This is a genomic window from Burkholderia semiarida, from assembly GCF_029268935.1.
Lineage (GTDB): Bacteria > Pseudomonadota > Gammaproteobacteria > Burkholderiales > Burkholderiaceae > Burkholderia > Burkholderia semiarida.
The window spans coordinates 91107-114481 of sequence record NZ_JAHLCL010000007.1 but is presented as its reverse complement, the minus strand read 5'-3'; the positions used below and the strand labels follow the sequence as shown (position 1 = coordinate 114481).

Genomic DNA, 23375 nt, shown 5'->3' with positions numbered 1-23375 from the left:
AAAAACCCGGCATGGAGCCGGGTTTTTCGTAGACGAAGTGCGCATCGGTCAATTGCGCGGCACATCGTCTGGTGTGCTTGGTTGCGGGGACAGGATTTGAACCTGTGACCTTCGGGTTATGAGCCCGACGAGCTGCCAGACTGCTCCACCCCGCGTCAGAGAAATAAATTATAGGGTGAGGAAGTACTCACGTCAATACCTTTGTCACAGTTTCTGCTTCCGCTGCCCGGGCGACGATGCGCGGCCCCAGGCACGCATCGCATGACGCGCGCGTTCGCACCCCATGCTCGCGGTAAGATGGCGGCCTTCGCATTCACGCCGCACGCACTCTCCCGTTCATGAAAATCGCCACCTGGAACGTCAACTCGCTCAACGTCCGTAAACAGCACGTGCTCGACTGGCTCGCGCAAAGCGGAGCCGACGTACTGTGCCTGCAGGAACTGAAGCTGCCGGACGAGAAATTCCCGCGCGCCGATCTCGAGGCGATCGGCTACCGCAGCTGGTTCGCCGGCCAGAAGACCTACAACGGCGTCGCGATCCTCGTGCGCGACACGCTCGCCGTCGACGAATCGGACGTCGTGCGCAACATCCCCGGCTTCGACGATCCGCAGCAGCGCGTGATCGCCGCGACGGTCGACGGCGTGCGCATCGTATCCGCGTACTTCCCGAACGGCCAGGCGCTCGACTCCGACAAGTTCGTCTACAAGATGCAATGGCTCGACGCGCTGCAGGCGTGGCTGCGCACCGAGCTGCAACGCTATCCGAAGCTCGCGCTGCTCGGCGACTACAACATCGCGCCGGAAGACCGCGACGTGCACGATCCCGCGAAATGGGAAGGCCAGAACCTCGTGTCGCCGCAGGAGCGCGCGCACTTCAAGCAGTTGATCGAACTCGGCTTCGTCGATGCGTTCCGCCGCTTCGAACAGCCGGAAAAAACCTTCACGTGGTGGGACTACCGGATGATGGCGTTCCGCCGCAACGCGGGGCTGCGCATCGACCACATCCTGCTGTCGCCGGCGCTCGCGGCGACCTGCGCGTCGTGCGAAGTCGATCGCACGCCGCGCACGTGGGAACAGCCGTCCGACCACACGCCCGTCGTCGCGATCGTCGGCTGATCGCGCACGCGCCCGCGCGCGATCAGCGCCGCGCGGGCGCCGGCCCGAGATGGGCCCACAGGAAACCGAATTCGGCTGCGTCGGCTTCCGCACGTTCGAGATCGTCCGCAGTGCCGTGGCCACCGTCGGTGTTCTCCCAGTACCACACCCGTTCGTGACCGAGCGCCTGCATGCGCGCGGCCATCTTGCGCGCATGCGCGGGATGCACGCGGTCGTCGCGCGTCGACGTCGTCAGCAACAACGGCGGGTACACGACACCTTCGCGCACGCGGTGATACGGCGAATACGCGGCCAGAGCCGCGCCCTCGCGCGGATCGTCCGGGTCGCCGTATTCGTCGAGCCATGCGGCGCCCGCGTGCAGCTTCGGATAGCGCTGCATGTCGAGCAGCGGCACGCGGCACAGCACCGCACCGAACAGCTCCGGCCGCTGCATCATGCACGCGGCGACCAGCAACCCGCCGTTGCTGCCGCCCTCGATTCCGAGCTGCGCGGCGGTCGTCACGCCGGTCGCGGCCAGATCCTCGGCGACCGCGATGAAATCGTCGAACGAACGCTGCCGGTGTTCGCGCTGCGCGTCGACGTGCCAGCGCGGCCCGAATTCGCCGCCGCCGCGGATGTGCGCGAACGCCATCACGCCGCCGCGTTCGAGCCAGCCGATGCCGAACGCATCGCTGTAACCCGGCAGGTTCGGGATCGCGAAGCCGCCGTAGCCCGACAACAGGCACGGCCGCGCGACCCGCGCCATGCCCTCCGTCGGGTCGAGCGCATCGCGCGGCCCAATCAGCGTGTACGGCACCACCGTGCCGTCCCGCGAACGCGCGCTCGCGCGGCGTACGACGAGCCCGGCCGCATCGAACTGCACCGGCGGCCGGTCGAGCAGCACGCGGCGCGCGCCCGCATCGTCCGCGCGGTCGGCCAGATCGGCCAGCCAGCATTCGGGCGGATCGAGATACGTATCGACGTCGACGTACACCTCGTCGTTCAGCGTCGCTTCGACGGGCTCGACGTCGATTTGCGCATCGCCCGGCCATTCGAACGGCCGCGCATCCCACGTCCACGACCCGTCGTCGCGCTGCCGCGGCTGCCACAGCATCGTGCGGTTGTGCACGTCGTCGAGCCAGCTTGCGATCAGCGTCGTGCGCGTGTGCGTCCACGTACAGGCGGACGTCGTCGGCTGCGGCGCGAACAGCGTCGTGAAGTCGCGCGCGCCGGCGAGGAACGCCTGCTCGCGGATCGCGAGCAGCGAGCCGCCCGCGTGGCGCGCGCCGTCGCAATCCCAGTCGAGGCGCGGCTCCAGCACGAGCCAGCCTTCCCAGAACCCGACCTCGACGTGCGTCGGCACGTCGTAGCGCGCCCATTCGCCCGCGTCGGTCAGCCGGTACGCGTGTGCATCGAAGAAATCGACGCTGCGCCACGCGACGTGGCGGCCGTCGATCGGATCGAACCACGCACCCGCGCTGATGTCGTCCGGCTCGCCCTTGAACACGACCGGCGCGTCGGCGAGCGCCGTACCGCGCACCCAGCGCCGCGCTTCATACGGATAACCGGCCGCGGTCGCATGCGCTTCGCCGCGATCCCAGCTCACGTAAACGGTGTCGCGATCGATCCAGCCGACCGTGTGATGGCCCGGTTCGTCGATCGTGAAGCCGCCATCGACGAACCGGCGCTCGACGAGATCGAATTCGCGCACGACGACCGCGTCGGCGCCGCCCGGCGACAGCGACAGCAGCGCGCGATCGCCGTCCGGATACAGGATCGCCTCCTGCTCGAACACCCACGACTCGCCCTCTTCGGCGCCGAGGGCGTCGATATCGAGCAGCGTTTCCCAGTCGGGACGGCCGGCACGCCAGTCGTCCCAGCGCGTGCGGCGCCACAGCCCCTTCGGGTGGAGATCGTCCTGCCACAGGTCGTACGCCCAGTCGCGCCAGCGGGTCGGAATCACCGGGCGTTCGCGCGGCAGATACGCTTTCGCGAGACGCGCGGTCAGCGCGCGATAGGCATCGTCGTCGCGCAGCGCGGCGCGCGTGCGCGCATTCTGCTCGTCGACCCACGTGCGGGCGCGCTTGCTGTCGAGCGCTTCGAGGAAACGGAACGGGTCGGCCCCGGCGGGCCAGCGGAAGGAATCGGACATGGAGGAGCGGCGGAATGGCAAACTGCGTGCAAACCGCGATTATGTCCGATCGCGGCATGCGCGGGCCCGCGCATGCCATGAATCGAGCTCAGGGCTCCAGATGGAGTTCCTGGATCTTGCGCGTGATCGTGTTGCGGCCGATGCCGAGCCGCTCCGCGGCCTCGACCTTGCGGCCGCGCGTGAAGTCGAGCGCCTCGCGGATCACGGCCGCCTCGAAGCGGCGCGCGAGCTCGTCCATCACGTCGGCCGAGTTCTCGCGCAACAGCCGCGCGACTTCGGTGCGCAACCCGTGCTCCCACACCGGGTAGCCGGCAGGCGCACCGCCGTTCGCCGCGCTCGCGACGGGCGCGGACGCCGCCGGCGCGGCACCGACCGCGGCAGGCACGGCCGCAGCATGGCCGCCGCTGCCGAGCGCTTCCGTGCCGTCGCCCGTCGCGGCGGCCGGCGCAGCGGGCGCGCCGGCCGGCACGAGATCGGGCGGCAGATCCTTGATCTCGACCGTCTGCGCGGGCGCCATCACGGTCAGCCAGTTCGCGAGGTTCTCGAGCTGCCGCACGTTGCCGGGAAACGGCAGCGAGCTCAGGTACGCGAGCGCGTCGTCGGACACGCGCTTCGGCTCGACGCCGAGATCGCGCGCGCTTTTCTGCAGGAAGTGGCGCGTGAGCAGCGCGATGTCCTCGCTGCGTTCGCGCAGCGGCGGCAGGCGCAGCCGGATCACGTTGAGCCGGTGGTAAAGGTCCTCGCGGAACAGCCCCTGCCGCACGCGCGACTCGAGATTCTGGTGCGTCGCGGCGATCACGCGCACGTTCGCGCGCAGCGGGTTGTGGCCACCGACCCGATAGAACTGCCCGTCCGACAGTACGCGCAACAGGCGCGTCTGCAGGTCGAACGGCATGTCGCCGATTTCGTCGAGGAACAGCGTGCCGTTCTCGGCCTGCTCGAAGCGGCCCTGCCGCGTCGTCTGCGCGCCGGTGAACGCGCCGCGCTCGTGGCCGAACAGTTCGGATTCGAGCAGATCCTTCGGAATCGCCGCCGTGTTCAGCGCGATGAACGGCCCGTTCGCGCGCGGGCTGTGACGGTGCAGCGCCCGGGCGACGAGCTCCTTGCCGGTGCCCGACTCGCCGGTGATCAGCACGGTCGCGGCCGAATGCGACAGCCGGCCGATCGCGCGAAACATGTCCTGCATCGCGGGCGCCTGCCCGAGCATCTCGGGCGCCTCGGCCACGCGCTCGTCCTGCGGCGCGCCGCCGCGCAGGCTTTCTTCCACCGCGCGGCGGATCAGCTCGACGGCCTTGTCGACGTCGAACGGCTTCGCGAGGTATTCGAACGCGCCGCCCTGGAACGCCGCGACGGCGCTGTCGAGATCGGAGAACGCCGTCATGATGATGACGGGCAGGCCCGGCAGGCGCTCGTGCATCGCCTGCAGCAACTCGAGGCCCGAGCCGCCCGGCATCCGGATGTCGGACACGAGCACCTGCGGCGTCTCGTGGTCGAGCGCGGCCAGCGCGTCGCGCACGTTCGCGAAGCTCTTCGTCGCGAAGCTGTCCCGGGCGAGTGCCTTCTCAAGCACCCAGCGGATCGATTGGTCGTCGTCTACTATCCAGATCGGCTTCATAGGTCGGTCAGGTATGGGTGAATCGCATGTCGCCGCTCAATGGTCGAGCGGCAACAGAATCTGAAATTCGGTACGGCCGGGCCGGCTTTCGACCTCGATCATCCCGTCGTGCTGCTGCACGAACGTCTGGGCGAGCGTGAGGCCGAGGCCACTGCCGTCGTCGCGCCCGGACACGAGCGGATAGAAGATCCGGTCGCGGATCTCTTCCGGAATGCCGGGCCCGTTGTCGATCACGTGCAAGTCCAGTGCCAGCCGGTACAGGCGCTTGGCGATCGTCACCTTGCGCGCGATGCGCGTGCGCAGCTCGATCTTCGCGTCGCCCTGCGCGATTCGTTCGCGCAGCGCCTGCGCGGCGTTGCGCACGATGTTCAGCAGCGCCTGGATCAACTGCTCCTTGTCGCCGCGCAGGTCCGGCACGCTCACGTCGTAGTCGCGCTCGATCGTGAGCCCGCGCGGGAATTCCGCGAGCATCACCGCGCGCACGCGTTCGCACACTTCATGAATGTTCACGTCGCCGACGATATGCGGATGCCGGTGCGGCTCCAGCAACCGGTCGACGAGCGTCTGCAGGCGGTCGGACTCCTTGATGATCACCTGCGTGTATTCGCGCAACTCGCCGCGCTCGCGCTCGCCCAGTTCGAATTCGAGCAGCTGGGCTGCGCCGCGAATGCCACCGAGCGGGTTCTTGATCTCGTGCGCGAGGTTGCGGATCAGTTGCTTGTTGACCGCGGTCAGGTCGTGGATGCGCTCTTCGCGGTCGGTGCGCGACTGCCGTTCGTTCTCGAACAGCTCGACGAGCACGAAATCGGGCGCGTTCTCGAGGAAGCCGACGATCGCATGCACATGCAGCGGTTCGCGGCCGGGCCGGTCGAGCACGGTATCGAGGTGCGTCGCGTGAAAGCGTTCCTGGCCGATCGCGGTGATCGTCGACGCGAGCTCGTTCGCGTTCGGGAAAATCTCGCCCCACGGCCGCTGCGCGAGCTGCCGCCGCGAGATGTCGAGCATCGCCTCCGCGGACGGGTTCGCGAACGCGACCCGCAGCGTCTTGCGGTCGAGCACGATCACGACCGTCGGCAGCGCTTCGAGCCCCGCCAGCAGACCCGAGCGCGCGAGCCGCTCGTCGTCCGTCAGTCGTTCGGGCTGCCCCGTTTTCGCCTTGATCAGATTCTTCAGAACCATCTGCGTGCTTGTCGCGCCTCACCGGGCCAGAAAATGAAAATCGTCGGAACAAAAAAGGGACGGCCGGACGCCGTCCCCTTTCAGACTCCGCCGTTCCCGCCGCAAGCCGCGCGACGGGAACGAACCGGCATGACGGCGCTGAATCGAAGCGCCATCGCCGATTAGAGCGAGTAGTACATCTCGAACTCGATCGGGTGCGTCGTCATGCGGAACTTCGCCAGCTCCTGCTCCTTCAGCGCGAGGTACGCGTCGATCATGCCGTCCGTGAACACGCCGCCGCGCGTCAGGAACTCGCGATCCTTGTCGAGCGCTTCGAGTGCCTGGTCGAGGCCCGCGCACACGGTCGGGATCTTGGCATCCTCTTCCGGCGGCAGGTCGTACAGGTTCTTGTCCGCTGCTTCGCCCGGATGGATCTTGTTCTGGATCCCGTCGAGGCCGGCCATCATCAGCGCCGTGAAGCACAGGTACGGGTTCGCCATCGGATCCGGGAAGCGCGTTTCGATACGGCGGCCCTTCGGGTTCGACACGTGCGGAATGCGGATCGATGCCGAACGGTTGCGCGCCGAGTACGCGAGCTTGACCGGTGCCTCGAAGTGCGGGACCAGACGCTTGTACGAGTTCGTCGTCGGGTTCGTGATCGCGTTCAGTGCACGGGCGTGCTTGATGATGCCGCCGATGTAGAACAGCGCCAGTTCCGACAGGCCGGCATAGCCGTTGCCCGCGAACAGGTTCTGGCCGTCCTTCCAGATCGACTGGTGAACGTGCATGCCCGAACCGTTGTCGCCGACGACCGGCTTCGGCATGAACGTCGCCGTCTTGCCGTACGAGTGCGCGACGTTATGGATGATGTACTTCGACCATTGCGTCCAGTCGGCGCGCTGAACCAGCGTCGAGAACTTCGTGCCGATTTCGTTCTGGCCCTGGCCCGCCACTTCGTGGTGGTGCACTTCGACCGGGATGCCGAGCTGTTCGAGCAGCAGGCACATTTCCGAACGCATGTCCTGGAACGTGTCGACCGGCGCGACCGGGAAGTAGCCGCCCTTCGTGCCCGGGCGGTGGCCCGTGTTGCCGCCTTCGAATTCCTTGCCTGCCGACCACGGCGCTTCTTCCGAGTTGATCTTCACGAAGCAGCCCGACATGTCCGTGTTCCACTGGACCGAGTCGAAAATGAAGAATTCCGGTTCCGGACCGAAGTAGGCCGTGTCGCCGATGCCCGTGCTCTTCAGGTACGCTTCACCGCGCTTCGCGAGCGAACGCGGATCGCGCTCGTAGCCCTTGCCGTCGGCCGGCTCGACCACGTCGCAGGTCAGCACGAGGGTCGACTCTTCGTAGAACGGGTCGACGAACGCTGCGTTCGGGTCCGGCATGAGCAGCATGTCCGACGCCTCGATGCCCTTCCAGCCCGCGATCGACGAACCGTCGAATGCATGCCCGCTTTCGAACTTGTCTTCGTCAAACGCCGAAACCGGCACCGACACGTGCTGCTCCTTGCCGCGCGTATCCGTGAAGCGGAAATCGACAAACTTGACGTCCTCGTCCTTCACGAGCTGCATGACGTCGGCGACGGTTTTACTCATAACCTCTTCTCCTGATTGAACAATTCCGGCGGACTGGGAAACCGCCTCGTTTATCGAGCTGACCGGGGTCTTGCTTTGGCGCAGCGCGCCCCGATTCGACCGAATTCTATATAGCAGCTTCCGTGCCAACCATCGCAAAACCGACGCGGATCACGCCAGCCCGCGCCCTGGCGGGGCTCGCCTGCGCAATTGCAGGGCTCTCCGCCGTACTGGCGCTGGCGGGGGCGCACCGAAATGGTGCGCTCGTGCGGATACGGCGGCGCAGCCGAATCATCCTGGTGCATTCGCGCCATTTTGCACTTTTTTGGTGAACGCGTGGTCCGTGCCTGCACCACCGCTCACGCCGGCATCCGCGCGACGCCGCCGCGCTAGAATGCTCGTTTGACCGATACGGAGACCCTGCCATGAGTACGCTCGACCAGCTTTACGCGAAGGCCGACGAACGCCGCGCACAAGGCGCGCTCAACTACGCCGGCGCGCTGCTGCCGGTCGAGGCGTTCGAACTGCTGCAGCTCGACCCGTCGGCGCGCCTCGTCGACGTGCGCACGCGCGCCGAGCTCGACTGGGTCGGCCGCCCGCTCGTCGGCGACGGCCAGTACCTGCACGTCGAATGGACGCGCTACCCGGGCGGCGTGCCGAACGCCGAATTCGTCAACGAACTGAAGGCGGCCCTCCCGGCCGATACGCCCATCCTGTTCCTGTGCCGCAGCGCCGCGCGCTCGAAGCTCGCCGCGGTCGCGTCCGCGCAGGCCGGTTTCACGAAGGCCTTCGATCTGCTGGAAGGCTTCGAGGGCGCCAAGGACGCCGAAGGCCACCGCAAGACGGTCGACGGCTGGTGCTTCCGCAAACTGCCGTGGATCGGCGCCTGACGGCGCGCCACGCCCGCCGGTTGCGACAGCCTCATCGTCGAGCCGGGCGATGACATGCCGATGACGGGCCGCATTGCGCGGCCCGTTGTTTTTGGTACGGCCCCGTTGCAGGCCGCTCAGGCGCGCGGCGTATCGGGCTCGACGACGTCGCCGCCGAGCAGGTGCACGCCTTCGCGCAGCTTCACGAACGCGGCCGCGACTGCTTCCGGCTCGCCCTTCACGCCGAGGTCGATGTGACGGCGCGCGTAGATGCCGCCGCGCTCCGCGTCGCCGACGCTCGGCAGGCTGAATACGCGCACGCCGGGGAAATCGCGCTCGATCTTCTCCATCAGCGGCGTCAGCGTCGATTCCGGCAACTCGAACACGACCAGCGAGCGCTCGGCATGCGGCGTCGCGTGATGCAGATGCGCGTACTTCGTATCGAGCACCCATTCGATCATCGGCCACGCCATCACCGGGAAGCCCGGCACGAAGTGGAGATGGCCGACCGAGAAGCCGGGAATCCGGTTGTAGCCGTTCGGGATGATCGTCGCGCCCGCCGGAAACACGCCCATGTTGAATCGATGCTGGTTCTCCGGCGATTCGAAATCGACCGGCGTGGCCGGGTCGGCGTGCGTCTCGCGAATGCGTTCCGAAATCAGCGCCTTCGCTTCCGGATGCAGCTCGAGCGGCACGCCGAGCGCGGCGGCCGCGCACTGGCGCGTATGGTCGTCGGGGGTCGCGCCGATCCCGCCCGTCGAGAACACGATGTCGCCCGACGCGATCGCGCGCGCGAGCGTCGCGGTGATGCGCGCCGGATCGTCGCCGACGTATTCGGCCCAGTCGAGCGCGAGGCCGCGCGCGCCGAGCAGCTCGATGACCTTCGCCAGATGCTTGTCCTGCCGGCGGCCCGAAAGGATTTCGTCGCCGATGATGATGATGCCGATGCTCATGCCTGCCCCATGTCGATTGCGGTGGCGCGCGCGCTGGCGCGCAGGTCCTCCAGCGCGCGCAGGCAGTAGTGCCCGAACCACAGCGCCGAGAAGACGAGGATGAAAGCGTATACCCAGATCATGGCGGCCGCGACGAACGGGAACAGCACCATCATCCAGACCGACGAAACCCACACGAAGGTCGGCACGGTGCCGAGCAGCCCGGTCGCGACGCCGATGCCGATCAGCGGCCAGCGATGCCGGCGCACGAGCGCGCGGCGCTCGTCGCGGCTCGCGTGCAGCGCGAGCGCGTCGTAGGTCATCATGCGATACGTGAGCCAGCCCCAGATCACCGGCGGCAGCAGCGCGAAGAACGGCGGAATCAGCCACAGCGGGATCGTGACGACGAGCAGCACGACGCCGACGATCGCCGCGCCGAGCGAATTGACCACGCTGCCGAAGAACGTGCCGCCCCGCTTCGGCTCAAGCGCCGCGAACTGCCGGTTCGACAGGTGCTTGATCACGACCGGCATCGAGATCGTCGCGATCAGCAGCAGCACGGTCAGCACGATCAGCGGAATCGCGAGCGACACGACCACGAACGGCGCGACGACCGCGTGCAGCTGCGACATGCCGATCGCATCGAACGCGCGATACAGCGCGGCCGTCAGCACGAACCCGTCGAGCGCGCCGCGCGCGACGTCGATCAGCGTCTGCCACGAGAACCACAGCACGGCGCCCCACAGCAGCGCCGAGACGACGAACGGCATCAGCGTGAGCCACAGCATGCGCGGGTGCAGCGCGCTGGCGAGCGCCCGGACGAAGGAACGCAGCAAGTCGTTCATGCGAGCCTATGGAGTGTGGATTGACGGAGAAAAACGGGGAAAGGATAAACCACACGGCCCGCCTGCGCCAAAGCGCCTGCGGGCCGCGTGGAAGCGTCGCTCGACGGGAGACAGGCCGGAATCGGGATCAGGCCGACGCCGCGCCGCGCTTCGCGGGGAACAGGCGCCGGAAGATCCGCACGAACGCCAGGCCGTGCTGCGACCAGAAGCCGTCGCCGTAGGACACGCCCTCGACCTGCTCGCGGATGCCGGTCGGCTCGACCGTGCGGTTCCACGACGCGGTGCCGAACATCATGTCCCACCACGGGAACAGCACGCCGAAGTTGCAGCCGTACTTGGTGCCTTCGTGGCCGTAGCCGACCGCATGGTGCCGGCGGTGGAAGATCGGGCTGACGAGCAGGCGCTCGCCGATGCGGCCGTACGACAGCCGCGCATTCGTATGCTGGATGCTCTGCAGGAAGTTCGTGACCGCGGTCAGCACGACGAACTGCGACGGCGTCACGCCGATCACGAGCGCGATCGCCGCGAAGAAACACGACTGGATCACGTCGTCGAGCAGGTGGTTGCGGTCGTCGCACCACAGCGACATCTGACGCTGGCTGTGATGAACCGCGTGCAGCTCCCACCAGATGCCGAACTTGTGCTGCCAGCGGTGATACCAGTAGCCGGCGAAATCGAGCACGACGAGGTAGATCGCGAACGCGACGATCGGCTGCGAGGTCACGCCCGGCCACAGGTAGTCGAGGTTGACGTTCGACACGCCATGCAGGCGCAGCCACGCCTGGAAGTTGTCGAACACCGGCTGCAGCGCGAAGAAGAAGAACAGCGTGTAGATGCCGAGCTTCGAGATCGCCGTGTAGATCACGTCGACCCGCACCGCGCGGCGGTTCTTCCAGCGCTCGACCGGCAGCAGCGCCTCGAGCGGGCGCAGCAGCGCGAACATCAGCACCATCTGCAGCGCGCCGATGATCACCCAGTACAGCGCGTCGTAGGTGTCCTCGTCGTAGTCCATCAGGTTGAACTTGAAGAGGAGCGGCTGCACGACGTCGACGTACAGCCAGGTCTGGATGTCCGACACGAACGCGTCGATCAGGTGCAGCATCGTCCGCCTCCGCCCGTCACGCGCCGTTCGCCGCCTTCCACGGCGCGCGGTCGTAGAAGTAGATGCCGTGCGGCGAGCGGCCGACGGCGATCGTCTGCACCAGCTTGCGCGAGGCCAGATCGATGATCCCGACCTTCTTCGCGAAACGGAACGTCACCCACAGCGTCTTCTTGTCGGCGGACAGCTCCATGTCGTCGGGGCCCGGCAGCAGGCCGGTGATGTCGCCGACGTTGGTGAGCGCGTTCTCGTCGATGATGCTGATCGTGTTCGCGACGCGGTTGGTGACCGCGACGTGCGTGCCGTCGGCGAGCGAGCGGAAGTTGTGCGCGCCCTTGCCCGTGTAGATCTGCTTGACGACCTTCTGGTTGCGCCAGTCGACGACTGCGACGTAATCCGCGCCGGTCATCCCGACCAGCAGGAACTTGTCGTCGGGCGTGAGCCACAGGCCGGCCGGCACCTTGCCGACCTTCATCTTCCACTTGACCGTCTGCGTCGGCAGATCGATCGCCGCGATCTCGCCGGACACCTGCAGCGACACGAGCAGCGTCTTGCTGTCCTTCGTGAACGCGAGGTGGCTCGGCATCACCGCGAGCGGCACGCGCTTCACGAGCTTCAGGTCGCGGCCGTCGTAGCCGTAGATGTCGACGCGATCGAGCCGCAAACCGGCCGCCGCGAACCACTTGCGGTCGGGCGAGAAGCCAAGCTGGTAAGGATCGTCGATCCCTTCGACGGTGCGCTGCAGCTTGCCCGTCTTCGGATCGAGGAACATCAGGCTGTTCGAGACCGAATTCGCGACGATCAGCGATGCATTGTCGGGCGTCGCCATCAAATGGTGCGGTTCCTTGCCGGTCGGCATCGTGGAAACGACTTCGCGGGTCTGCTGGTCGATCAGGGAAAGCGTCGCTTCGGCCGAATTGAGGACGATCACGTTATTCGCGTGTGCGGCGGGCGCCAGCACGGCGGCGGCCAGCGCAAGCGTGCGGCCGAAGGAAAGGAAAGTGCGCATGAAGACTCACGTCGTGGAACAGCAGTGATTGTAGAACGTTCGGCGGGCCCCTCCGGTTGACCCATGCCGGGATTGCGCCGCTTTTGCGCCACCTTGCCGCACGCCGGGCGGCCGCACGGGCCGCCGCGGCGCAGGCCTGGGCTGCCCGTGCAGGCCCGGCCGACCGATGTCGCGCTAGCGCTGCATCGACTCCCAGACCTTGTGCAGACGCTTGACAGAGACCGGCATCGGCGTGCGCAGTTCCTGCGCGAACAGCGAAATCCGCAGTTCCTCCAGCAGCCAGCGGAATTCCGCGAGCCGCGCATCGGCGACGCCGCCGCGCTGCGACACCGCGCGCTGGTACTGCTGGACGAGCGGCAGCAGCTCGGTCGACTGCTTCGCGTCGCGCGCCGGATCGGCCTTCAGCTTGTCGATCCGCAGCGCGATGCCCTTCAGATAGCGCGGGAAATGCGCAAGCTGCGCGTAAGGCGTGTCGATCACGAAGCGCTTGCCGACCAGCGCGGCCAGTTGCTGCTGCAGGTCGGCATGGGCCTGCGCGAACGGCTTCGCCTGCGCGAGCTTCTTCACGAGGCCCGCGTATTCGGCCAGGATCTGCCCGACGAGCCGCGCGATTTCCTGCGCGAGCAGGTTCAGCCGGCTCCTGCCCTCGTCGCGGCGCGTGTGGAAGCTCGCGTCGTCGTCGGGCAGCGGGTCCTGCAGGCACGCGCGGTCGAGCGCCGTGTCGATCAACTGGTCGCGCAACTCGTCCTGCGTGCCGAGCGACATGTACTGCATCGCCATCTCGCGCAGGCCCGGCAGGTTCTTTTCCAGGAACTTGATCGGCTCCTTCAACTGCAGCGCGAACAGCCGCCGCAAGCCGGCCCGGTGGATGCGCGCGGCCTCCTCCGGCGAATCGAACACCTCGACGTCGCAATGCGTGCCGCGGTCGACGAGCGCCGGATACCCGTACAGCGTCTGGCCACGCCGGCGGATTTCCAGCAGCTCGGGCAGCTTGCCGAAATTCCACGTCGTCAGGTTCTCGTACAACGCCGTCGCGCCGGTTTCCGTCGGGGCGGCCATCCGTGGGGCGGCCGTCTGCGGCGCGGCGCCCTTGCCCGGCTTGCCGCCCTTCGCGGCCGAAGCCTGCGCGGCGGCCGGCGCCGGCGCGCCGACTGCATCGCCCGCGCCGGCGTCGCCGCCCGGCGCGAGCGTCGACGCCGCCGCGATCTTCTGGAACTGCTGCTGCGCCTGCGCGCCGAGCTCCTGGCGAAGCTGCGCGAGATTGCGCCCCATCGCGAGCTGGCGGCCGTGCTCGTCGATCACCTTGAAATTCATGAACAGATGCGCGGGCAACGTCTCGAGCTTGAAATCGGCCGACTTCATCGCGACCTGCGTCTCGCCGCGCACGTCGGCGATCAGCGCCTCGACGAGCCCGCCCGCGCCAAAGCGCTCGCGCCCCATCCGCTCGACGAAGCCCGCCGCGTACTCGGGCAGCGGCACGCAGTGCCGGCGCAGCTTCTGCGGCAGCGACTTCAACAGCAACTGCACCTTTTCCTTCAGCATCCCCGGCACGAGCCACTCGCAGCGGCGCGCATCGACCTGGTTCAGCGCGAAGAGCGGCACCGCGAGCGTCACGCCGTCGCGCGGCGTGCCGGGCTCGAAGTGATACGTGAGCGCCATCTCGACGCCGGCCATCGTCGCGCGCTTCGGGAACAGATCGGTCGTCACGCCGGCCGCCTCGTGGCGCATCAGGTCGTCGCGCGACAGGTACAGCAGCCGCTGCTTGTCGTCGGGCTGGCCGGCCTTCTTCACCTCGTCGCGATACCAGCGCTCGAACGCGGCGCCCGTATGGATGCCTTCCGGAATCGCATGGTCGTAGTACGCGTAGATCAGCTCGTCGTCGACCAGCACGTCCTGGCGGCGCGACTTGTGTTCGAGCTGCTCGATGTCGGCGAGCAGCTTGCGGTTGTGCGCGAAGAACGGCAGCTTCGTGTCGAATTCGCCCTCGACCAGCGCGCCGCGGATGAACAATTCGCGTGCGCGCGCCGGGTCCTGCTTGCCGAACGCGACGCGCCGCCGGTGGTAGATCGGCAACCCGTACAGCGTCGCGCGCTCGAACGCGCTCACCTGCGCCGGGCGCTTTTCCCAGTGCGGCTCCGACAGCGATTTTTTCAGCAGATGCGCGCCGACCTTCTCGACCCACTCGGGCTCGATCTTCGCGAGGCATCGCGCGTACAGCCGGCTCGTCTCGACGAGTTCGGCCGCCATCACCCAGCGGCCGGCCTTCTTCGCGAGCGCGGAGCCGGGCCACAGGTAGAACTTGATGCCGCGCGCGCCGAGGTAATGCGGATCGTCATCCGCTTTCATCCCGATGTTGCCGAGCAGGCCCGTCAACAGGGCCAGATGAATCTGTTCGTAGGTGGCCTCGACTTCGTTGAGTCGCCAGCCGTGCTCGCGCACGACCGTCAGCAGCTGCGAATGAACGTCGCGCCACTCGCGCAGCCGCAGGTGCGACAGGAAATTCTGCCGGCAGGCGTCGACGAGCTGGCGATTCGACTTCCTGTGCGCGACGGCTTCCTCGAACCACGCCCAGATCTTCAGCCACTGCAGGAATTCGGAGCGCTCGTCGGCGAACCGGCGGTGCGCCTGGTCGGCCTGCTCCTGCGCTTCGATCGGGCGGTCGCGCGGATCCTGCACGGACAGCGCGCTCGCGATGATCAGCACCTCGCGCAGCGACTGCTGGTCGCGCGCGGCCAGAATCATCCGGCCGACGCGCGGGTCGAGCGGCAGCCGCGCGAGCTCGCAGCCGAGCGGCGTCAGCGCGTTGTCGTCGTCGACCGCGCCGAGCTCGTTCAGCAACTGGTAGCCGTCCGCGATCGCGCGGCCGGGCGGCGGTTCGAGGAACGGGAACGATTCGATCGCCGTCAGGTGCAGCGACTTCATCCGCAGGATCACCGACGCGAGCGACGAACGCAGGATTTCCGGATCGGTGAAGCGTGCGCGCGCCTGGTAGTCGCTTTCCTCGTACAAGCGGATGCACACGCCGTCGGCCACGCGGCCGCAACGGCCCGCGCGCTGGTTCGCGGCCGCCTGCGAGATCGACTCGACCTGCAGCTGCTCGACCTTGTTCCGGTACGAATAGCGCTTCACGCGCGCGAGACCGGTGTCGACCACGTAGCGGATGCCCGGCACCGTCAGCGAGGTTTCGGCCACGTTGGTCGCGAGCACGATGCGGCGCGCGTTCGACGCCTTGAACACCTTGTCCTGGTCAGCCGCCGACAGCCGCGCGAACAGCGGCAGGATCTCGGTATGCGGCGGATGGTGCTTGCGCAGCGCCTCGGCCGCCTCGCGGATCTCGCGCTCGCCGGGCAGGAACACCAGCACGTCGCCGGGGCCTTCGCGGCACAGCTCGTCGACTGCGTCGACGATCGCGTCCATCAGGTCGCGCTCGGCCTCGCGCGCGGTCTTCACGCGATCGCGGCCGCCCGTGCCTTCCGCGTTCTTCACCGCCGGGCGATCCTCGGCCACCGGGCGGTAACGCATCTCGACCGGATACAGCCGCCCGCTCACCTCGATCACGGGCGCCGGGCGTTCGTCGGTGCCGAAATGGCGCGCGAAGCGGTCGGCGTCGATCGTCGCGGACGTGACGATCAGCTTCAGGTCCGGCCGCCGCGGCAGGATCTCCTTCAGATAGCCGAGCAGGAAGTCGATGTTCAGGCTGCGCTCGTGCGCCTCGTCGATGATCAGCGTGTCGTACGCCTTCAGCAACGGGTCGGTCTGCGTCTCGGCGAGCAGGATGCCGTCCGTCATCAGCTTCACGGACGCGCCCGGCGCGAGATTGTCGGTAAAGCGCACCTTGTAGCCGACCACCTCGCCGAACGGCGTGCCGAGTTCCTCGGCGATCCGGCGGCCGGTGGACGATGCGGCCAGGCGCCGCGGCTGCGTATGGCCGATCAGGCCCGTGCCGCCGGCGCCGAGCCCGCGGCCGAGATCGAGACAGATCTTCGGCAACTGCGTGGTCTTGCCCGAGCCCGTTTCACCGCAGACGATGACGACCTGGTGGCCGGCGATCGCGCGCGCGATTTCGTCGCGCTTGCCCGACACGGGCAGGCTTTCGGGGTATGTGATCGGCGGGACGGGGTTCGGTGCGACGGCGGCCCGCGGCGCACGCTCGCGGCGCGGGGCACGCTCGCCCGCGGCCTGCGGCGCGCCCTTCGCGGCCGGCTGGCGCGCGTCGCCGCGCCGTTCGTCATTGCGCGGCCCGCGCGGCGCATGTGCCGGCGTGCCCGCCGGCTTGTCCTGCTGCCGGCGCGGCGGCTGGCCGGGCTGCTCGCGCACGTCGGCCGCACCATCCGGGTGCTTCGCCGACGGCGTATTGGCCCGCGTCGGCGCGGGACTTTTAGAAACATTCGACATGGGGGCGCATTATAATCCCGCCCATGAATTCCCAAACCGACCTCCCTCCCGCCCAGACCGGCGCCGCGACGCCGCCGGCCGCCGACGATTCGGCCGCCAGCCACGCGCAGTTCGTCGACTGGATGCGCTCCGTCGCGCCCTATATCCACAAGTTCCGCAACAGCACGTTCGTCGTGGGGTTCGGCGGCGAGGTGGTGCAGCAGGGGCTGCTGAACGCGCTCGTATCGGACATCGCGCTGTTGCAGGCGATGGGCATCCAGATCGTGCTGGTCCACGGCTCGCGCCCGCAGGTCGAGGAGCAGTTGAGCCTGCACGGTGTCGAATCCGAGTTTTCGCACGGGCTGCGCATCACCGATGCGCGCGCGCTCGAATCCGCGAAGGAAGCGGCCGGTGAAGTGCGTCTCGACATCGAGGCCGCGATCAGCCAGGGTCTGCCGAACTCGCCGATGGCGCACGCGCACATCAGCGTCGTGTCGGGCAACTTCGTGACCGCGCGGCCGGTGGGGATTCTCGATGGAGTCGATTTCGCGCACACGGGCATCGTGCGCAAGATCGACGCCGAATCGATCCGTCATTCGCTCGCGAGCCGCAAGCTCGTGCTGCTGTCGCCGCTCGGGTTCTCGCCGACCGGCGAGGCGTTCAACCTGTCGATGGAGGACGTCGCGTCGGCGGCCGCGATCGCGCTGCGCGCCGACAAGATCATCTTCCTGACCGAAGGGCCCGGCATCGTCGACGACGAAGGCGACCTGGTCCGCGAAATGTCGCTCGACGCGGCCGCCGAGCTGCTCGATTCCGGCAACATCCAGGGCGACGACGCATTCTTCCTCAAGCATTCGATCCGCGCGTGCCGCGGCGGCGTGACCCGCGCGCACCTGATTCCGCAATCGCTCGACGGCAGCATGCTGCTCGAACTGTTCCTGCACGACGGCGTCGGCACGATGATCTCGTACGAGAACCTCGAAAGCCTGCGCGAAGCGACGCCGGACGACGTCGGCGGCATCCTGTCGCTGATCGAGCCGCTCGAATCGGACGGCACGCTGGTGCGGCGCGGCCGCCACCAGATCGAACGCGACATCGACCACTTCTCGGTGATCGAGCACGATGGCGTGCTGTTCGGCTGCGCGGCGCTGTACCCGTACCAGCAGGAGAAGATCGGCGAGATGGCGTGCCTGACGGTCGCGCCGGAAGCGCAGGGCTCGGGCGACGGCGAACGCCTGCTCAAGCGCATCGAGCAGCGCGCCCGCGCGCGCGGCCTCACGCACATCTTCGTGCTCACGACGCGCACCGAGCACTGGTTCCTCAAGCGCGGCTTCGTCAAGGTCAGCGTCGACGACCTGCCGGAAGACCGTCGCAAACTCTATAACTGGCAGCGCAAGTCGCTCGTGCTGATGAAGCAGCTCTGAGCACCGGCACGACTGCCCTTCCCCCAGACACCGATTACAGGAGAAGTACACGATGGCTCGAATGATCCAATGCGCGAAGCTCGGCAAGGAAGCCGAAGGCCTCGATTTCCCGCCGCTGCCGGGCGAACTCGGCAAGCGCATTTACGAGAGCGTCTCGAAGGAAGCGTGGCAAGGCTGGCTCAAGCAGCAAACGATGCTGATCAACGAAAACCGCCTGAACATGGCCGACCCGCGCGCGCGCCAGTATCTGATGAAGCAGACGGAGAAGTACTTCTTCGGCGACGGCGCGGACCAGGCGTCCGGCTACGTGCCGCCGACGGAAGGCTGAGCGACGACGCGACTCGCGACGGCCGGCCGTGCCGGCGGCGTCGCGACGTGAAGCAAAAGCCCCAAGCAAACGGCACCGTGTCTCGCACGGTGCCGTTTGCTTTTGGGACGCCTGATCTGGCGCGCGCGAAGGCAACGCGACGCACGGCCCGCCCGGCGCCCGATGCCGCGGAATCGCCGCGCCGCCGCCTCGGCGCATCGCGCCAACCTGCCCGCTCAACCCGCGGGTTTCAACGTCCCGCGATCGTCGGGTGGCGCGGCTTCGCCGCCCGGGTTCCCTGCGCCCGTATGCTCGGTGCCCCACTCGGCCGCATCGCTGCGCTCGGCGCTCGACAGTTCGTCGGCGCGATGTCCGGTGCGATTGAGCAGCGCCACCATGCAGACAAGCGACACGAGCGCATAGAGACCCGACGCGATCGCGACGCCGACGATGCTGCCCGTCGCATTGAGGATCGCCTGCGCGAGCACGGGCGTGCCGCCGCCGACGACGAGCGCGCTCAACTGATACGCGAGCGACAGGCCCGTGTAGCGGATGTTGGCCGGGAACACGCGCGCGAGCACGCCGCCGACCGCGCCGTAGAACATCGCCGACGGAATCGTCGAGATGCACATGCCCGCGACGGCGACCCAGTACGAACCCGTCGCGAGCGCATGAAACATCACGGGCATCAGCACGATTTCCGGGATCAGAATCCAGCACATCGCGCGCCGCATGTCGATCTTCGACACGAACCATGCGCCGACCGGCTGCATCAGGAACTGCACGACGAGCGAGATCGACAGGATGCCGAGGAACGTACCCTGCGCATAACCGAGTTCCTTGGTCGCCCACGACAGCGCGAACGTGCTGCGGAAATACGTGACGTTGATCACCGGCAGCGTGCCGGCCGCGAGCAGCACGACGACCCAGTGGTCGCGCACGACGTCGCGCAGCGGCAGCTTCACCGTGCGCTTGCGCGCGAGCACGCGCTGCATGTCGACCGATTCCTCGAGCTTCAGCCGGATCACCATCCCGATGATCACGAGCACGGCCGACAGCAGGAACGGAATGCGCCAGCCCCACATCAGGAACGACGGCGTCGGCAGCGCGCTCAGCGCGAAGAACGCGGCCGTGGCCAGCAGGTTGCCGGTGGGCGAGCCCTGCTGCGCGAACGCCGCATACAGGATGCTGCGATGCTTCGGCGCGTTCTCGCTCGCGATCAGCACCGCGCCGCCCCACTCGCCGCCGACCGCGATGCCCTGCAGCACGCGCAGCACGACGAGGCCCGCGGGCGCCCACACGCCGATCGACGCATAGCCGGGCAGCAGCCCGATGCCGGTCGTCGCGAGCCCCATCATCACCAGCGTGATCACGAGCGCCGTCTTGCGGCCGACGCGATCGCCGAGATGCCCGAACACGATCCCGCCGAGCGGCCGCGCGGCGAAGCCGGCCCAGAACGTGACGAACGCGAGCAGCGTCGCGACGCCGGGGTCCATCGTGCTGGAAAAGAACACCTTGCCGAACACGAGCGCCGCGGCCGTGCCGTAGATGTAGAAGTCGTACCACTCGATCGTGGTGCCGACGAACGCCGCGAGGGCGGCGCGGCCAGGCCGCGGCTGCGCGGCGGGCGGGGATTGCGGACGGCTCATCGATGTCTCCATGTTTGTGATCGGCGGCGCGACGGTCGCGCGCGTTGCCGGAGGGCCGGCCTTGCGCCGCCGGCTGGCGGGGTTGCGCTACGTTGCGTTGCTTGATGTCGGCGTCGGTCCGTTCGGGACGACGTTCGTTTGCGGGCGCCCTCGGCCCGTCACGTCTCGTCCGGCCCGACCTTCAGCACGCCGGCATCGAGCAATTGCTGCTGAAGCGCGCGATCGACGCCGAGCCGATCGAGCACCGCGCGCGTGTCGCGGCCGAGCGCGGGCGGCGCCGACCGGTAGGTGGCCGGCGTGCGCGACAGCTTCACCGGCGACGCGGTGCCGCGATACGCGCCGATCTCGACGAACAGCTCGCGATGCAGCGCATGCGGATCGTGCGCGACGTCGGCCACCGTGCGCACCGGCCCGCACGGCACACCGGCCGCCATCAGGTCGCGCGCGAGCGGCTCGCACGCGTGCGCGCCGAGCCGCGCTTCCAGTTCCGTCTTCAGCTCCGGGCGATGCGCGCAGCGGCTGCGGTTGTCGACGAAGCGCGGATCGCCGGCGAGCGCCGGTGCGCCGAGATGCGCGACGAGCCGCGCGAACTGCCGGTCGTTGCCGACCGCGAGGAAGATCGGCACGGTCGCCGTGCGGTAGCTGTCGTACGGCGCGATGTTCGGATGCGCGTTGCCGCTGCGTTCCGGCACGCGGCCCGACCCGAAGAAATTCGGCAGGTGCGGATGCAGCAGCGACACGCCGCAGTCGTACAGCGCCACGTCGATCGACTGCCCGCGCCCGCTCTTCTCGCGCTCCGCGAGCGCCAGCAGGATGCCGGCGAGTGCGTTCAGCCCCGTGACCATGTCGACGATCGGCAGGCCGATGCGGGTCGCGTCGCCGTCGCGTTCGCCGTTCACGCTCATCAGCCCGGCCATCGCCTGGATCACCGCGTCGTAACCCGGCAGCCCGCCGAGCGGACCGTCGTCGCCGAAGCCCGTCACCGCGCAGTGGATCAGGCGCGGAAAGCGCGGCTGCAGGTCGCGTGCGTAGTCCATCCCCCAGCGCGCGAGCGTGCCCGGCTTGAAGTTCTCGACGAGCACGTCGGCTTCTTCGAGCAGGCGCCACAGGATCGCGCGCCCTTCTTCGCGCGACAGGTCGAGCGCGAGCCCTTCCTTGTTGCGGTTCACGCCCATGAAGTACCAGGCCGTGTCGCCGAGGAACGGCGGCCCCCAGCCGCGCGTCTCGTCGCCGGCGGGCGGCTCGATCTTGACCACCGTCGCGCCGTGATCGGCGAGCGCCTGCGTGCAATACGGGCCGCCGAGCACCCGGCTCAGGTCGACGACCTTCAGGCCGTCCAGTGCGCCACGCGTCGCGTTCATCGCTCGACCTCCGGCAGCAGGTCGAGGGCCGTGTCGAGCGCGACCGGCAGGCCGCGCAGCAGCGCGTCGGACGCGGCCGATTCGTCGTCGCGCGGCGCCGGCGCGAGCGGATCGACCGGCAGCAGCTTGTGACGTACGATCAGGTGTGCGAGCGCGAGACGCCTGAAATCCGGTGCGAGCCGTGCGCCCTCGCAGGCCATCAGCACGGCCGCGCTCGCGTAATACAGCGCGGACGCGGCCTGCCGCACGCGCGCGTCGTCGCCTTCTCCGGCCACCCTCGCGAGCGCATCGCACGCCCGCGCGAGGATGCGCCGCAGCGCCGTGCGGCTCGCGTCGGGCAGCGGCGCCGCGCCCAGACGATCGCCGAGGAACGTGCGCAGCGCGTCGAGCGCATGCTCGCGCTGCGCGGCGCGCGCGACGTCGAGCGCGACGATGTTGCTCGTGCCTTCCCAGATCGAACCGAGGTGCGCGTCGCGCACGAGCCGCGCGTCGCTCCATTCCTCGATATAGCCGGTGCCGCCGCGCACTTCCATTGCGTCGCCCGTCACGCGGCGCGCGTCGCGACAGGCGCGGAACTTGATCAGAGGCGTCAGGATCCGCACGCAGCGCGCCGCCTGCTCGTCGCCCGCGTCGGCCTGCGGCAACAGCAACGCGATCTGCATGAACATCGCGCGCGCGGCTTCGGCCGGCAGCAGCATCTTCATCAGTTGGCGCTGCATCAGCGGCATCTCGATCAGCTTGCGCCCGAACGCCTCGCGATGCGCGGCGACGTGCAGCGCCTCGTTCAGCGCGCGCCGCATCAGCCCCGCCGCGCGCACGCCGTTCGACAGCCGCGACATGTTGATCATGTCGGCCATCTGGTGAAAACCGCGGCCGATCTCGCCGATCAGCCAAGCCTGCGCGCCTTCGAGCACGATCTCGCCGCTCGCCATCGAACGGCTGCCCAGCTTGTCCTTCAGGCGCACGATCCGGTAGCGGTTGCGCGTGCCGTCCGGCAGCGTCTTCGGCAGCAGGAACAGCGCGAGGCCCTTGATGCCGTCCGGCGCGCCGTCGGGCCGTGCGAGCACCATCGCGAGATCGGCGTCCGCATTCGAGCAGAACCACTTGTCGCCGGTCAGGCGCCAGACGGCCTCGCCGTGCGCGTCGGTTTCGCGGGTCGCGCGCGTCGCGATCCGGCCGACGTCGGAGCCGGCCGCCTGCTCGGTCATGAACATCGCGCCCTGGTACAGCGTGTCGAAGTCGCGCGACGCGAGCCTCGGCAGATAGCGCGCGACGAGCGCCGGATCGCCGAAGCGGCGCAGCGTGCGCGTCAGCGAATCGGTCATGCTGACCGGGCAGCACAGCCCGAATTCCGCCTGCACGAACAGGAACGTCAGCGCGTACTTGACGAGCGGCGGCACGGTTTCGGATCCGTGGCTGAGCGACGCGAGCCCGAGTTCCGCATACGCGACGCGTTCGAGCGCGACGTAGGCCGGATCCTTGTCGATCCGCTGCACGGCCTCGCCGCGCCGATTGCGGTGCTCGAGCACGGGCGGATGCTTGTCCGCGCGCGACGCCCATTCGTCGAGTTCGCCCGATACGCGGGCGCCGAGCGCGCGCAGCCGCGGCTCGAGTTCGGCATAGCACGCGTCGCCGAGATGCAGCTTCAGCAACGCGCCGAGATCGGGATCGACGGTGAAGAAATTGAGGCCCCGGCTGTCGGGGATATTGGATGCGCCGGTGTCCGGCGTGCGAGCGGTATCGTTCATGCGTGCGTCTCCTGGGTTGCCTGCGCATTGGCCGGGCCGGATGTCGCGGCATCGGCCGGCCCTGCGTCAAGCCTCCCGCAGAGCGTAGGCGCGCGATCGATAAGCGTCCAATACAGGATTTGTCCGGTACGATAGATGTCGCTTATCGATGCCGCCGCCGGG

16 protein-coding genes and 1 tRNA gene are annotated in these 23375 nt (G+C 68.3%); 4 read left to right on the top strand and 13 right to left on the bottom strand.

What is annotated here, in order from left to right; translation table 11 throughout:
- Positions 1-78: 78 nt before the first annotated feature.
- A tRNA-Met gene (locus KPB06_RS13460) sits at positions 79-155 on the bottom strand.
- A 183-nt stretch (positions 156-338) separates the two neighbouring features.
- Between KPB06_RS13460 and xth the strand changes: the two genes are divergently transcribed.
- Complete coding sequence (gene xth, locus KPB06_RS13455; protein WP_059583299.1) at positions 339-1115, top strand: exodeoxyribonuclease III; 777 nt, start codon at positions 339-341, stop codon at positions 1113-1115.
- Positions 1116-1137: 22 nt separating this feature from the next.
- Here the strand turns inward: xth and KPB06_RS13450 are convergent, their stop codons facing one another.
- From KPB06_RS13450 to glnA, 4 genes are all read right to left on the bottom strand, one after another.
- Positions 1138-3246: a prolyl oligopeptidase family serine peptidase gene (locus KPB06_RS13450; RefSeq protein WP_059583297.1), complete on the bottom strand. Its 2109-nt coding sequence runs from the start codon at positions 3244-3246 to the stop codon at positions 1138-1140.
- An 88-nt stretch (positions 3247-3334) separates the two neighbouring features.
- The gene (ntrC, locus tag KPB06_RS13445) at positions 3335-4861 is read right to left on the bottom strand and encodes a nitrogen regulation protein NR(I) (protein WP_059583296.1); all 1527 of its coding nucleotides are present in this window, start codon (positions 4859-4861) and stop codon (positions 3335-3337) included.
- A 36-nt stretch (positions 4862-4897) separates the two neighbouring features.
- A complete protein-coding gene (glnL, locus tag KPB06_RS13440; RefSeq protein ID WP_059583294.1) occupies positions 4898-6040 on the bottom strand; it encodes a nitrogen regulation protein NR(II) in 1143 nt (380 codons plus the stop codon).
- A 161-nt stretch (positions 6041-6201) separates the two neighbouring features.
- Complete coding sequence (gene glnA / locus KPB06_RS13435) at positions 6202-7617, bottom strand: type I glutamate--ammonia ligase (protein WP_059583292.1); 1416 nt, start codon at positions 7615-7617, stop codon at positions 6202-6204.
- A 404-nt stretch (positions 7618-8021) separates the two neighbouring features.
- On the opposite strand from glnA, the gene KPB06_RS13430 reads away from it, so the two are divergent.
- Entirely contained in the window at positions 8022-8486 is a 465-nt protein-coding gene (locus KPB06_RS13430; RefSeq protein WP_059583291.1) for a rhodanese-like domain-containing protein, read from the top strand.
- A gap of 116 nt (positions 8487-8602) precedes the next feature.
- On the opposite strand, the gene KPB06_RS13425 is transcribed toward KPB06_RS13430, so the two are convergent.
- The 5 genes from KPB06_RS13425 to hrpA form a co-directional block, all read right to left on the bottom strand.
- Entirely contained in the window at positions 8603-9418 is an 816-nt protein-coding gene (locus tag KPB06_RS13425) for a competence/damage-inducible protein A (RefSeq protein ID WP_059583289.1), read from the bottom strand.
- Complete coding sequence (locus tag KPB06_RS13420; protein WP_059583288.1) at positions 9415-10242, bottom strand: EI24 domain-containing protein; 828 nt, start codon at positions 10240-10242, stop codon at positions 9415-9417. The genes KPB06_RS13425 and KPB06_RS13420 overlap by 4 nt, the downstream gene beginning before the upstream one ends.
- A 127-nt stretch (positions 10243-10369) precedes the next feature.
- Complete coding sequence (locus tag KPB06_RS13415; RefSeq protein ID WP_059583286.1) at positions 10370-11344, bottom strand: sterol desaturase family protein; 975 nt, start codon at positions 11342-11344, stop codon at positions 10370-10372.
- A 16-nt stretch (positions 11345-11360) separates the two neighbouring features.
- Entirely contained in the window at positions 11361-12350 is a 990-nt protein-coding gene (locus KPB06_RS13410; RefSeq protein ID WP_059583285.1) for a YVTN family beta-propeller repeat protein, read from the bottom strand.
- 174 nt (positions 12351-12524) lie between these two features.
- Positions 12525-16745, bottom strand: coding sequence for an ATP-dependent RNA helicase HrpA (gene hrpA / locus KPB06_RS13405; protein ID WP_104012022.1), 4221 nt, complete (start codon positions 16743-16745; stop codon positions 12525-12527).
- Between the two features lie 23 nt (positions 16746-16768).
- On the opposite strand from hrpA, the gene argA reads away from it, so the two are divergent.
- Entirely contained in the window at positions 16769-18148 is a 1380-nt protein-coding gene (argA, locus tag KPB06_RS13400) for an amino-acid N-acetyltransferase (protein ID WP_059583282.1), read from the top strand.
- A 52-nt stretch (positions 18149-18200) separates the two neighbouring features.
- On the top strand, positions 18201-18476 hold the full coding sequence (locus KPB06_RS13395) for an oxidative damage protection protein (protein WP_006478357.1): 276 nt from the start codon (positions 18201-18203) through the stop codon (positions 18474-18476).
- A gap of 215 nt (positions 18477-18691) precedes the next feature.
- Here the strand turns inward: KPB06_RS13395 and KPB06_RS13390 are convergent, their stop codons facing one another.
- The 3 genes from KPB06_RS13390 to KPB06_RS13380 form a co-directional block, all read right to left on the bottom strand.
- Entirely contained in the window at positions 18692-20104 is a 1413-nt protein-coding gene (locus tag KPB06_RS13390) for an MFS transporter (RefSeq protein WP_275906098.1), read from the bottom strand.
- Between the two features lie 158 nt (positions 20105-20262).
- Positions 20263-21465, bottom strand: coding sequence for a CaiB/BaiF CoA transferase family protein (locus tag KPB06_RS13385; RefSeq protein ID WP_275906097.1), 1203 nt, complete (start codon positions 21463-21465; stop codon positions 20263-20265).
- Complete coding sequence (locus tag KPB06_RS13380; protein ID WP_275906096.1) at positions 21462-23213, bottom strand: acyl-CoA dehydrogenase family protein; 1752 nt, start codon at positions 23211-23213, stop codon at positions 21462-21464. The genes KPB06_RS13385 and KPB06_RS13380 overlap by 4 nt, the downstream gene beginning before the upstream one ends.
- Positions 23214-23375: the final 162 nt, after the last annotated feature.